A 12,469-nucleotide genomic window follows, 5' to 3' on the forward strand; every position below is an offset into this window, starting at 1 on the left:
TTGTGCACGGTTCCGTTCAATTTCTTGCGCTTTTCTTGCCGACTATTTCTTCCTAGTCTCGATTCATGCGGTGACCGGCCTCACATCGGCCCGCGCAACCACAGCCCGAGGACGCCAGCCGCGTCGTGTTCCAAGGAGTAACAGATGACCGCTTCGGTAAGCGCACCGCGCACTACGCGTGGGAAGCTCGCTACGTCGGTGAACCAAGAACAGCTCGCCGAGATCACCGAACTCTTCCGCAACCGGCGCAAGGGCTACTCGCTCGAAGCCCCGCTGTACACCGACCCCTCAGTATTCGATGTCGAAATGCAGGCCATCTTCGGGACCCACTGGCTGTTCGCCGCGAGCATTGCCGAGATCCCCGAGCCCGGGGACTACGTGACCGTGGACTACGGTCCGCATTCGCTGATCGTGCTGCGCACCGAGGAGGGCGGGGTCAACGTGCTGCACAACGTCTGCCGGCACCGCGGCGCCCGCGTGCTCACCGAAGCTTCGGGCAGCACCGGGAACCTGGTCTGCGGCTACCACTCGTGGACCTACTCCCCCGAAGGGGACCTGATCCACGCCTCCGCCCCGGGCGAAGGCAAGTTCGACAAGAGCTGCTTCGCGCTCAAGCGCGCCCACGGCCGGGTCCATGCCGGGCTGGTCTTCGTTTCCCTGGCCCAGGACCCGCCGGCGGACTTCGACGAGGTCGCCGGCATCTTCGAGCCCTACCTGGCCCCGCACGATATCGCCCGCGCCAAGGTCGCCTACCAGCAGGACATCATCGAGGAGGGCAACTGGAAGCTGGTGATGGAGAACAACCGCGAGTGCTACCACTGCGACGGGCACCCCGAGCTGGCCTGCTCGCTGTTCCCCACCTGGGGGCTGAGCGACGACACCGTTCCGCCGCACCTGGAAGAGGTATGGGAACGCAACCAGCAAGCCCAGGCGGCCCTGGAGGAACGCTGCCGCCGCTACGGATTGCCCTACGAGGTCGTGGAGCAGCTGGACACCCGCATCGCCGGCATCCGCATCTCCCGCGAATCCCTGGACGGCGACGGGGAATCCTTCTCCGCCGACGGGCACCGCCTGTCCAAGAAGCTGCTCGGCGAGCTGCGCGACTTCCGGCTGGGCCGCTGCTCCATGCACCTGCAGCCCAACAGCTGGTTCCATTTCCAGTCCGACCACGTGATCACCTTCGCCGCCTTCCCGATCAACGAGCACCAGACCCTGGTGCGCACCACCTGGCTGGTGGCCGATGACGCGGTCGAAGGAGACGACTACGATCTGGAGAAGCTCACCCACACCTGGAAGCAGACCAACCTGCAGGACAAGGCCTTTGTCGAGCTGTGCCAGAAGGGCGCAGCCAGCCCCGCCTACCAGCCGGGCCCGTACATGAAGAGCGAATACCAGGTCGAGGCGTTCATCAACTGGTACACCCAGCGCGTGCTGGAGCACCTGGCATGAGCGCAGGCGCCCAGCTGGCATCGAGCGTAGCGGCCCAGCGCATCCGCGGGCTGGAAATGCCGTGGAACCGGGTCCTCAGTTCCCAGGAAGGCCCGGCGAGCGCGGCCCGCGCGCTGGGACCCTGGCACCCCCAGGAGTTCCTGGCCGAATGCGTGCAGACCATCGAGGAAGCCGGCGGGCTGATGACCTTCGTCTTCCGCCGCGCCGACGGCGCCCCGCTGGCCTTCCGCGCCGGGCAGTACCTGAACATCGCCTTCCCGGTGCATGGCGAAGACCAGGACCCGGTGGACCGCAGCTACTCGATTTCCAGCGCGCCCACCGTGCCCTGGACCTTCAATGTCAGCATCAAGCGCGATCCCAAGGGCCTGGTCTCCTCCTGGGCGCATGAGAACCTGCGCCCCGGCATGGTGCTGGAGATGCTCGGCCCGGTGGGCGCCTTCCACCTGGGCGATTCCGACCGGCGCGCCCGCTACCTGTTCCTTGCGGCCGGAGCCGGGATCACCCCGATCATGTCGATGGTGCGCACCATCCACTCGCTGCCCGGCCAGGCCGATGTGGTGGTGCTCTGCCACGGCACCGTGCCCGGGGACTTCGCCTTCTGGCCCGAGCTGGAATACATCGCGCAGGTCGATTCGCGGATCAAGGTGTTCTACTCGCTGGGCGACCGGGCCAAGCCCAAGAGCTGGAAGGGCTTTGCCGGGCGGCTGACCACGGCAATGATCGATGCGGTGGCCCCGGATGCCAATGGCCGCAAGGTGTTCGCCTGCGGGCCGGAAGGCTACCTGAATTCGGCCACCCAATTGCTGCGCGAGGCCGGGGTGGATGACACCTCGGTGTTCATGGAGTTCTTCTCCGGGGACCGCAAGACGCTGCTCGAATACCAGGAGGAAATCGCCCTGGCCGGGTCCATCGCCGAGGAGGTGGCCGAATCCGTGGAGGAGTTCTACGAGAGCCAGCCGCCGGAGCTGGGGATGTACGAACCGGAGTACGACCAGAGCGGCACCATCGATGCCAGCGGCCAGAAGCTGGTGGCGGTCGATTCCAATGCCCCGCTGCCGCCGGCCTCACCGCTGGTTCCCGCGCAGGACCCGCCGGATACCGCTTCCTTCCCCACCGTGGGCGAAGGCGAGCTGACCATGACCTTCCTGCGCACCGCGGTGAATGTCCGGATCAGTTCCCAGGAGCACATCCTGGGTGTCGCCCAGCGGGCCGGGGTGCGCATCGGCGCCAACTGCCAGGAGGGCATGTGCGGCTCGTGCAAGGTCGTCAAGCTCGAAGGCGAGGTGGCGATGAACCACCAGGGCGGCATCCGCGCCCGTGAAATCGCGGCCGGGAAATTCCTGCCCTGCTGCTCCACCGCCCAATCGGACCTGGTCATCGACGCCTAGCGCGCCGGCCACCACCACACCATCAGCTTTCAAGGAGTCCCCATGTCCCGTCTTTCCCCTCGGATCCTCATCATCGGCGCCGGCATCGTCGGCGCCAACCTCGCAGACGAACTGGCCGCGCTGGGCCACACCAATACCCTGGTCATCGAGCAAGGTCCGCTGGATCTTCCCGGCGGCTCCACCTCGCACGCCCCGGGCCTGGTCTTCTCGTCCAACCCGTCCAAGTCCATGACCGAATTCGCGCAGTACACCATCGAGAAGCTCACCGGCCTGGTGGGCGCCGACGGGCGCGGTTCCTTCCTTCCGGTGGGCGGGCTGGAAATCGCCACCACCGATGAGCGCCTGGCCGACCTGCATCGCCGTGCCGGCTGGAACCGCTCCTACGGGGTCGACGCCGAAGTCATCGACGCCGCCGCCTGCCTGGCGAAGTTCCCGATGCTCAACCCGGAGAAGGTCCTGGGCGGCCTGTTCACCCCGGGCGACGGGCTGGCCCTGGCCGCCAAGGGCACCGCGCTGGTCATGGAACGCGCCAAGGCCGCGGGAGTCGAGTTCCGCGACCGCACCATCGTCACCGATATCGAGGTCTCCGGCGGCAAGGTCGCCGCGGTCATCTGCGGCGAGGAGCGCTTCGCAGCGGACATCGTGGTCTCCTGCGCAGGCTTCTGGGGACCGAATATCGGCAGGATGGTGGGCACCTCGATCCCGCTGCTGCCGCTGGGCCACCAGTTCGCCTGGAGCACCCCGGCGCCGTCGCTGGCCGGAGTCAACGAGCTGCCGGCCGGTGCCAGCCGCCCGATCCTGCGCTACCAGGACCGCGACCTCTACTACCGCGAGTGGGGAGATCGCATCGGCATCGGCTCCTACGCCCACCGCCCGATGCCGGTGGATCTGGACACCCTGCAGGCCTACCGCCCGGAAGAGATCACCCACGAGCGGATGCCTTCCTCGCTGGACTTCACCCCGCAGGACTTCGCCGCCGAATGGGAAGCCAGCCAGGAGCTGCTGCCGGATCTGCGCAATACCCGGATCCAGCGCGGCTTCAACGGCGTCTTCTCCTTCACCCCGGACGGCGGCTCGCTGGTAGGCCAGTCCAGGGAAGTGGACGGCTTCTACGCGGCCGAGGCCGTGTGGGTCACCCACGCGCCGGGCATCGCCAAGGCCGTGGCCGAGCTGATCACCACCGGCACCTCCACGACGGACCTGAGCGATTGCGACCTGAACCGCTTCGAGGACGTGCAAACCACCAGGGAGTACGTCAGCGAGACCTCGCAGCAGAACTTCGTGGAAATCTACGATGTCCGCCACCCGCTGGAACCGCGCACCAAGCCCCGCGCCGTGCGCACCAGCCCGTTCTACTCCCGCCAGCAGAAGCTGGGCGCCTTCTTCCTGGAGGGCACCGGCTGGGAGCGCCCGCACTGGTACGAGGCCAACGCCGCGCTGCTCGATGAATTGCCGGCGGAGTGGGCGGCCCCGGAGCGCGACAGCTGGTCAAGCAAGTTCCACTCGCCGATTGCCGCGGTGGAAGCCTGGAAGACCCGCACCGCGGTGGCCATGTTCGACATGACCCCGCTCAAGCGCGTGGAAGTCACCGGCCCCGGTGCCGGGCCGATGCTCCAGGGCTTGACCACGGCGAATATGCTGCGTGCCCCGGGCATGGTCAGCTACACCCTGCTGCTGGACCATGCCGGCGGCATCACCAGCGACATCACTGTGGCCCGGCTCTCCGAGCAGGTCTACCAGGCCGGCATCAACTCCAACGTGGATGTCGCCTACCTGGACCGCGAAGCGCGCAAGTTCAATGAGGCCAACCCGGGCCAGTGGGTGGCAGTTCGCGATATCACCGCCGGGACTTCCTGCATCGGCCTGTGGGGCCCGCTGGCTCCACAGGTCATGGCCAAGATCAGCGACGATGATATGGGCAACGAGGGGCTGAAGTACTTCCGCACCAAGCAGATCTCCATCGCCGGCATCCCGGTCACCGCGATGCGCCTGTCCTACGTGGGCGAATTCGGCTGGGAGCTCTACGCCTCGGCGGATGTCAGCGCCAAGCTCTGGGATGCGATCTTCGAAGCCGGGCAGGAGCACGGCATCATTGCCGGCGGGCGCGAGGCGTTCAACTCCATGCGACTGGAGAAGGGCTTCCGTTCCTTCGGCACCGATATGACCAGCGAGCACGAACCGGAACAGGCCGGTTTGGGCTTCGCGGTGAAGGCCGCCAAGACCGCGGACTTCGTGGGCAAGTCGGCGCTGGCCGAACGTGCCGCGGCGGCCACCAAGCGCCTGCGCTGCCTGACCGTGGATGATGGCGTGTCCATGGTCCTGGGCAAGGAACCGGTCTACGTGGATGGCAAGCCTTCCGGCTACGTCACCAGCGCCGCCTACGGATACACGGTCCGCAAGCCGATCGCCTACGCGTGGCTGCCGATCTCGGTGGAAACCGGTGACCCGGTGGCGATCGAGTACTTCGGCAAGCAGATTGCCGCCACCGTGGTCGATGATCCGCTGTACGATCCGCAGATGGACCGCTTGCGCGGAGTTTCGCTGGCTACTTCGGCCAGCTAGCGGCCAGACGCAAGTGACCCGGGGCCGGGCACCGCTCATGCGAGCGGTGCCCGGCCTGTCGTCGTTAACCTGCGTGGCTGCCTGCACGCCGAGGCGGTACGCCATGCATTCATGCCTCTTAATAGGGGTGCCCTGCCGATAGCGGCCGCGGATGGCCTTCCGCTGGAGGGCAACGGGCCGCTCAGAAGGCGCGTTCGGCAACATTCACGCGAGCCGCAGAATCCAGTGCTGCCTTGACCTGGTCCGCTGGTGTTGGCGCTGGAATCGAGGAAAGCAGCTGGTCATCCGGGGTCGTGGAATCCGCCAGGTAGATGCGCGTATATCCGGCGGATTCGGGCTCGAATTTCCACGTTTCCGCGAGCGCGCCCGCGTCCAGCGTATCGAAGCCGAGGCGTTCGATGATTGCCGCTGCTTGCTCCTTCGCTTGGGAATCATCGGAGGCAATGGGAAGCGCAGAGCGGCCAGCAGCCTCGGCGGGACGGGCCAGCAGCGGAATGTGGTGGGCCAGGATGTTGCCGAAGGCTTTGACATAGCGAGCACCATCGAGCCAGCTCGCCACCAGTTCGCTGGTCGTCATCGTCCCGCTGTCGAGTTCGGCAATGCGTGCATCCCTGGATGGATAGTAGTTGCTGGTGTCCAGCACTGTCTTGCCGCGCAGCAACCCGGCTGGCAGCTCACGTACCGCAGCGAGCGGAATGGACAGCACCACGGCTTCGCCCGCTTCGGCCACCTCTTGAACCGTGCCGGCTGCGGCCAGCGGCCCCAGCTCGGCCACGAGTTCCTGCAGCGATTGGACTCCGCGGGAATTCGCAATCACCACGTTCACATTCGCGGCAACGGCCAATCGGGCGATTGCAGATCCGATATTCCCGCTTCCGATGATTCCCAGCGTTGGCATTCCATTTCCCTTCAGCAAAGTCCGGCATTGCGGGTGCCTGCCGCTCTTCGCAGCAGCTATCCCCTTTGGTTGAACTGCCTTCCGGGCACCAAAATTCCCTACGTGACATACTGGCGAAGCTATCCAGTGCTTGCGCGGCAACGCGCCCAGCGGGGCCGCATCCGAGGCGGCCTTGAACGCCCTGGCGCCCGTTTCCGAGCGAAGGTAGACGCAAGGGAGCCCGGGGAGAAATCGCCAGGCCAGCGGCATTAACCCGGGCGAACTAAAACCGGCGGGCAGCAGAAAGCCACCGCATCATCAACCTCCCAATCGATGATGCGGCGGCGGTACGTGGTGCATCTGGTCGGCGGCAGATCCCAGTTCATGTTCCCCTCCGGCGTGCACTGTGCACGTAATTCGCTTCGCCATGGCAATTGCGGTTCCGGCATTCCGGGTTCCGCTGCACGCTGGCTTGCCCGCAGCGGAACCCGGAACACCGGCCAGCCAGCTACCGGCGTCCGGCCATGCGCGCTCCCTTCGCCGGGGCCGCCTGCAGGCTTGCCTCCGCGGCTTGCGCGGCATGAAGGACCAGCAACGCCGTGGTTACCGTGCCCACGCCCCCCGGAACCGGGCTCAGGGCCCGCACCAGCGGGCGCACCGATGCCGCATGGACGTCCCCCACCAGCTTGCCTTCAGCGTTGACATTGGTTCCGACATCGATCACCACGGAGGTTTCATCCACCTCACTGCCGGTAAGCAGGTTCGCCTTGCCCACGGCCATGACGACCACCGCGGCGGACTTCGTTAACTGGGCCAGATCGACGGTCCTCGAATGGCAGATGCTCACCGTGGCATCGCGCTGCAGCAGCAGCTGGGCCAACGGCTTGCCCACCACCGCAGAGCGTCCGACCACCGCGACATGCTGCCCGGGCAGCGGGATCCGGTAGTGCTCCAGGATCTCGATGACCGAGCGTGCGGTAGCCGGGGCGAAGGCCGGCTGGCCGACACTGAGCCGTCCCAGGCTCAGCGGATTGGCCCCGTCAATGTCCTTGGCCGGGTCGATCAGCGCCACCAGCGCCGCGGCATCCACCCCTGGCGGCAACGGGGTCTGCAAGATGATTCCGTGCACCGAACTGTCCTCGTTCAAGGCGGTGATCGCTTCGGACAGCTGCTCCTGGCCGGACCCGGTCAGGTCCACGACCTGGCAGTCCACCCCGAGCTGCGCGGCGGCCCGTTCGATCGAGCGCACATACCAGGCGGTGGCCTCGTTATCCGTGGCCAGCACGACCGCGATCCGGACACTGGTGCCCTCGCTGGCCATGCGCACCACCAGTTCTGCGGTGCGGGCGCGGATCGCTTCAGCCACCGGCTGCCCGGCTAGATTGCGTGCCGTCATGCTGCCACCACCGCACGGGCGTGCGCGCTGAGCTCTTCGGCGTGGGCGATCGCCTCGCTGGCCTGGCTGGCGGTCTGGACCAGCCGGTCGCGCTGGGCGATGTCCTTGATTGAGCAGATGTTCATTTCCAGGGTGGCCAGCGCGGTAGCCAAGGCCGCCCGGGCAGCTTCGGCCGCGGCGACCACGTCGCTGAGAACCGATCGGTTGCCAATGGGCAGCAGGCGCTGGCCCAGCTTGATGACCTCAATGGAGGCCTCGACGGTAGAGACCAGCGGTGCGGCGGCGGCGATGGTGGCGTTTTGAATGGCCGCGCTGCGCTCCGACTTCTGCTCGCTGCTTTCCTTGGGCAGCTTGTACGCGGCACCCAGGGCGCCGAACAGCCTTTCGTCTTCCTGAGCGGCGAAGAGCCCCTGGCGCATCAGCAGCCGGGCATGCTCGGAAATCTGCTGGGCCTGCTCCTGGACGTCCGCGTACCGCGGTCCGGAAGTGAATTCGGCAACCATGGACACCAATGCCGCGGCCTGCGCCGCATGCAGGCCCGCGGCCGCGCCCCCTCCTGGCGTCGGGGCGCCCGAGGCAAGCCGCTCAAGGTAGCTGCTGACAGTTTCATTGGAGATCAATGGGGTTTCCCCTCGTTCGGGACGCATGGAAGTTGATCCCTGCACCGTTCGGCGGGATTTCCGGCGCGCAGGACCACGGTCCAGGCCGCCGGAACCCCTTAGTATCCGACTGGTATATCAGGTTATCTTGAAGCCTAGAGCACCTACCGAACGCCGGTCAAGGGTTTTCTGGCGCCCGGAACACCCCCGGCATCCAAGCGCCACGCGACCGGATCCCCCGCTAGTCCATCCAGGTCTTGCACATGCCGGCCAACAGGGTCCGGAAGGCATTTTCCCTGCGGCGCACACGCGGTCCCGGCTCAGGGCCAGGGGTGCGCGGCACGAGCCGGAATCCATCAGGAGCGCACCACAGCGACAACCACTTGCTGCGGCGACATGCCCGCGGACCGCGGGGCCAAGCGAGCGAGTACCGCCTTCTCGCGCCCGATGGATCGGGGCAGTGTGCAGCCTCACGAGCATTCCACAAGAAGCTTGTACAAGTTAATTATATTCTATAGCTATGGAAATTGATCCCGAGCCCGCAGACCTTCCCCAGCAAATGCACGAGGTGCTTTCGCCATTGCTGAGCCTGATACGCACGGCACGATCCATCTCCCCGGGCAAACTGGGAATCCTGCACACCTTGGCCACCGAAGGCCGGGCCAGCGCCGCCCGGATGAGCCAGGCCATCGGGGTCAGCCAGCAAGCCATCTCGCTGACGACCAAGGAATTGGAAGGCCTAGGACTGATCGAGCGGCACCGGGATGAGGCCGACCGCCGCAAGCTCTGGTTCCAGCTCACCGATGCCGGCCGCCAAAAGCTGGACCAGGAAATCCTGCTCGGCCGGACCGCGCTGCTCCAAGCCATGGGCGAGAACCTGAGCGATGAGGACCGTTCCCTGATCCGCTCCGCCTTGCCTGCGCTCAAGAAAATCAATACCGCGGTCCGCCCATGAGCCGCAACGCACCCAGCCAGAGCCCGCTGGTGCCCACGCTGGTCTTCGCCGCGCTGGCCACGGCAATCGTCTCCTCGCTGGGCATGCTGCTGGTCCCCTCGATTTCCTTGCGGTTCAATGTCGATATTGCCGCCGCCCAGTGGATGCTCACCGTGAATCTCCTGGCCGGCGCCGTGGCAACACCCATCATGGGACGCCTCAGCGATGGACCGCATAAGAAGCGGCTGCTGCTCGTCTCGCTGGCGGCCATGCTCCTGGGCTCTGTCATGGCAGCGTCCGCACCGAGCTTTGGCGTGTTCCTTGCCGGACGCGTGCTCCAGGGATTGTCCTACGGCATTGTTCCAGTCACCATCGCCATCGCCAGGCGCTATGTAGCGGCCGAGCACGTGCAGAACACCATCTCCACCTTGTCCGTGACGGTTGCTTCCGGAATCGGCATCGGCTACCCATTGACCGGCATCATCGCTGGCATTTTCGACTACTCCTACGCTTTCTGGTTCGGTGCGCTTTTCGTGCTGGCCACCCTCTGCGTGGTGTGGAAAGTTGTTCCGGCAGGCCCCGATACCCAGGCCGAGCAACGCCCCTTCGACTACACCGGCTCCGGCTTGCTGGCTCTGGGGCTCACCTGCCTGCTGCTGGCCATATCCGAGGGGCCCAAGTGGGGCTGGGCTTCACCTGCCACCCTTGCTTTGGGCGCTTTCTCGGTAATCGTGCTGATCATCTGGGTGAGGGTGGAAAACAGCCTTGGCCACCCGCTGATTAATCTGCGCACGCTCAAGCAGGGCGAAGTCCTCTTGGCTAATATCTCGGCCATCGCCCTGGGCGCCGCACTGTATATCGGCATGTCCGTATCATCACTGGTAGCCCAGGCAGACTCGGCAACGGGCTACGGGCTGAGCCTGCCGGTCTTCTGGGCAGGAATCGTCATCTTCCCGCTCTCGGTAGGCAGCTTGGCTGCCAACCGCGTGGTGCGCATACTTGCCAAACGCGTTGGCATCCAGGTCATGCTGCCCATTGGAGCGATCATCATGGCCGCAGCAGGCACCATGCTCTGGCTGCTCCACTCGGCGCTCTGGGAGATCTTGCTGAGCATGCTGGTCTTCGGCATCGGCATGGGCGCAAGCTATGCGGCCATGCCAGCATTGATCGCCCGCAGCGTAGCGACCAAGGAGCTAGGCAGCTCGGTAAGTTTCAACCAGGTGCTGCGTACTGTAGGTTCTTCCTTCGGCACGGCGATTTCCGCGGCCATTATCGCCACCCACCCCGGGCTCAATGGCGAGGCCAGCCCGGAAGGCATCGACATGACCTTCTTGATTGGCGCACTGCTTTGCATCGCTTTGGGTGCTGCGTTGCTGGCCGATTCGGCACGGCGCAAGTTCAAGGGACGCAGGTAGGCGAAAAGGTCCTGGATGCAGATAACGCCCCGATACCACGAAGGCATCGGGACGTTGCCCGCAGGCTGCTGCGCCTAGAATTCGACGATCTCGAATTCGAGAAGTTCAGCGCCGCTGGCCACTGGCTTCTTGGCATCGCTGCCAGCATGGGCCGCATCAGAGCGCTGGGTACGCCAGTTCTCGAAGTCCTCGCGGGTTGCCCACTGGGTGTACACGAAGTACTTGTCTCCACCATTGACCGGACGCAGCAACTTGAACCCTTCGAACCCCGGTGAGGAATCCACCGAATGCTTGCGAGCAGCAAAACGCTTCTCCAGTTCCGGTCCAGCTTCGCCGGGAACCGATAGGGCATTGATGACGACAATCGACATGTTCAACCTTTCTTTTCCGGGCTTCTTTCACGGGAAACCCTCTGTCTCCACCCTACGCCCGCGCGTTCTCGACCGCAGGCCAGCGTGACGAAGTTCGACCGGCTAGTCGGCATGCTCCTGTGGCCAGCAAATTTCAAAGCGTTCCAAGACCAGCTCTCCCCCGGCGTTGGCGGTGTCTTCAGGGTTCCAGTCGATTCCTATGGACTTCTGGGTACGGCGCCAGAATTTTTCATGTTCTGCGCGCCAGTATTCCAGCGAGAGATCCCCTTCGCCCTCGGCCGCGGCAAACTGCGCGTCTACCTCGAAGAACGAGGAGCGCTCGACGGAAAGTACTCGCAAAATTGCTCGCGGCTGCCCTTGTCCATCGCAGACAATGCAGTGGTCTTCAGGTTGCGGGACACGTTCGTCGTAATAGGCATAATCGCTAGCCAGAGATGAAGTCGCTCGCTTGGTTCCGTGCAGCATTTCTTCCAGAAGCTCATCGGCAAGCGCAGGATGATCACCGAACGATTCGGCGACATGATGCGGCGCCTTGGTCCGCGGAATCCCTTTGCTCTCCAGGTACGCAGACCACATCTGTTCAGCAGCTTCTGCATTGATAGGCGGCAACACTGGAAGTGATTTTTCAGTCATGGAACGATCCTAGCCGCGACGCAGATTCCGCATGGCCCTGGAATGGCTATGGGAGGACGGTTGGGCTGCGCCTAGAGTCCTGGAATCTTGAATTCGAACTTCACCTTCGAATTCCCTTGGCTTTCAAATGCAATAGTCCGGCCCCCAAGGAGGTAGAACTGCTTCAGCTTTATAGTCACTGGACCTTCGCAGCTAAGCCTGAACGAATTAGCTCGCATGTTCGAGGGAACGCAGTTCCCCTCGTACGTCATGTTATCCACCCAAAGCCAGTTGAGCCGCACCTCGAAACTTATTGGATCGCTTTCAGAAGCTCCGCTGATATCGAAGGTGTAATTCGCAAAGAATCCACCTTCCTCTTGTGCCATGATGACCTGGAATCCAGATCCGTCTTGGTCGTCTTCCGGCTCAACCGTTGGTTCCGAGGTTGGTTCCGCAGTCGGCTCCGGGGTCGGTTCTGCAGTCGGCTCGACTGAAGGCTCCACCGTAGGATCCACCGTTGGTTCCGGGGTCGGTTCTGGGGTCGGCTCCACCGTTGGTTCAGGAGTTGGTTCAGGAGTTGGTTCCGGGGTTGGTTCAGGGGTTGGTTCAGGGGTTGGTTCAGGAGTCAGTTCCGGAGTTGGTTCAGGAGTCAGTTCCGGAGTTGGTTCAGGAGTCAGTTCCGGAGTTGGTTCAGGAGTCAGTTCCGGGGTTGGTTCAGGAGTCAGTTCCGGGGTTGGTTCAGGAGTCGGCTCGACTGTAGGCTCCACCGTTGGTTCAGGAGTCAGTTCCGGAGTTGGTTCAGGAGTCAGTTCCGGAGTTGGTTCAGGAGTCAGTTCCGGAGTTGGTTCAGGAGTCAGTTCCGGAGT

At 64.4% G+C, this 12,469-nt stretch carries 11 protein-coding genes; 5 read left to right on the forward strand and 6 right to left on the reverse strand.

All coding sequences use genetic code 11. The features are described from left to right. Nucleotides 1-144: 144 nt before the first annotated feature. Genes ACIQTS_RS04660 through ACIQTS_RS04670 form a run of 3 tightly spaced genes read left to right on the forward strand, consistent with a single transcriptional unit; the run spans nucleotide 145 to nucleotide 5,399 of the window. Nucleotides 145-1,449, forward strand: a complete 1,305-nt coding sequence (locus ACIQTS_RS04660; RefSeq protein WP_105658918.1) for an SRPBCC family protein — start codon at nucleotides 145-147, stop codon at nucleotides 1,447-1,449. Then, on the forward strand, nucleotides 1,446-2,837 hold the full coding sequence (locus ACIQTS_RS04665) for a flavin reductase family protein (protein ID WP_402471620.1): 1,392 nt from the start codon (nucleotides 1,446-1,448) through the stop codon (nucleotides 2,835-2,837). Before ACIQTS_RS04660 ends, ACIQTS_RS04665 begins: the two co-directional genes overlap by 4 nt. A gap of 42 nt (nucleotides 2,838-2,879) precedes the next feature. Further along, on the forward strand, nucleotides 2,880-5,399 hold the full coding sequence (locus ACIQTS_RS04670; protein WP_402471623.1) for an FAD-dependent oxidoreductase: 2,520 nt from the start codon (nucleotides 2,880-2,882) through the stop codon (nucleotides 5,397-5,399). Nucleotides 5,400-5,580: 181 nt separating this feature from the next. Here ACIQTS_RS04670 and ACIQTS_RS04675 read toward each other — a convergent pair whose 3' ends face one another. The 3 genes from ACIQTS_RS04675 to ACIQTS_RS04685 all read right to left on the reverse strand — a co-directional run bounded on the left by ACIQTS_RS04675 (nucleotide 5,581) and on the right by ACIQTS_RS04685 (nucleotide 8,319). After that, nucleotides 5,581-6,297: an NADPH-dependent F420 reductase gene (locus ACIQTS_RS04675; protein ID WP_105658915.1), complete on the reverse strand. Its 717-nt coding sequence runs from the start codon at nucleotides 6,295-6,297 to the stop codon at nucleotides 5,581-5,583. 487 nt (nucleotides 6,298-6,784) lie between these two features. After that, on the reverse strand, nucleotides 6,785-7,672 hold the full coding sequence (locus tag ACIQTS_RS04680; RefSeq protein ID WP_105662325.1) for a bifunctional 5,10-methylenetetrahydrofolate dehydrogenase/5,10-methenyltetrahydrofolate cyclohydrolase: 888 nt from the start codon (nucleotides 7,670-7,672) through the stop codon (nucleotides 6,785-6,787). Further along, nucleotides 7,669-8,319, reverse strand: a complete 651-nt coding sequence (locus ACIQTS_RS04685) for a cyclodeaminase/cyclohydrolase family protein (protein WP_402471627.1) — start codon at nucleotides 8,317-8,319, stop codon at nucleotides 7,669-7,671. Before ACIQTS_RS04685 ends, ACIQTS_RS04680 begins: the two co-directional genes overlap by 4 nt. A gap of 472 nt (nucleotides 8,320-8,791) precedes the next feature. Between ACIQTS_RS04685 and ACIQTS_RS04690 the strand changes: the two genes are divergently transcribed. Continuing rightward, the gene (locus ACIQTS_RS04690) at nucleotides 8,792-9,226 is read left to right on the forward strand and encodes a MarR family winged helix-turn-helix transcriptional regulator (RefSeq protein WP_402471630.1); all 435 of its coding nucleotides are present in this window, start codon (nucleotides 8,792-8,794) and stop codon (nucleotides 9,224-9,226) included. Beyond that, nucleotides 9,223-10,620, forward strand: a complete 1,398-nt coding sequence (locus ACIQTS_RS04695; RefSeq protein ID WP_402471632.1) for an MFS transporter — start codon at nucleotides 9,223-9,225, stop codon at nucleotides 10,618-10,620. The genes ACIQTS_RS04690 and ACIQTS_RS04695 overlap by 4 nt, the downstream gene beginning before the upstream one ends. A 74-nt stretch (nucleotides 10,621-10,694) precedes the next feature. Here the strand turns inward: ACIQTS_RS04695 and ACIQTS_RS04700 are convergent, their stop codons facing one another. From ACIQTS_RS04700 to ACIQTS_RS04710, 3 genes are all read right to left on the reverse strand, one after another. Further along, complete coding sequence (locus tag ACIQTS_RS04700; RefSeq protein WP_402471635.1) at nucleotides 10,695-10,991, reverse strand: antibiotic biosynthesis monooxygenase family protein; 297 nt, start codon at nucleotides 10,989-10,991, stop codon at nucleotides 10,695-10,697. A gap of 102 nt (nucleotides 10,992-11,093) precedes the next feature. Beyond that, nucleotides 11,094-11,624 carry an ASCH domain-containing protein gene (locus tag ACIQTS_RS04705; RefSeq protein ID WP_402471638.1) on the reverse strand — a complete coding sequence of 177 codons (531 nt, stop codon included), beginning with the start codon at nucleotides 11,622-11,624 and terminating at the stop codon, nucleotides 11,094-11,096. Between the two features lie 71 nt (nucleotides 11,625-11,695). After that, nucleotides 11,696-12,469: hypothetical protein (locus ACIQTS_RS04710; RefSeq protein ID WP_402471641.1), on the reverse strand; the 774-nt coding region annotated here is incomplete at its 5' end.

Origin of the sequence: Glutamicibacter sp. NPDC090743 (assembly GCF_044769125.1) — a bacterium.
Classification (GTDB): Bacteria; Actinomycetota; Actinomycetes; order Actinomycetales; family Micrococcaceae; genus Glutamicibacter.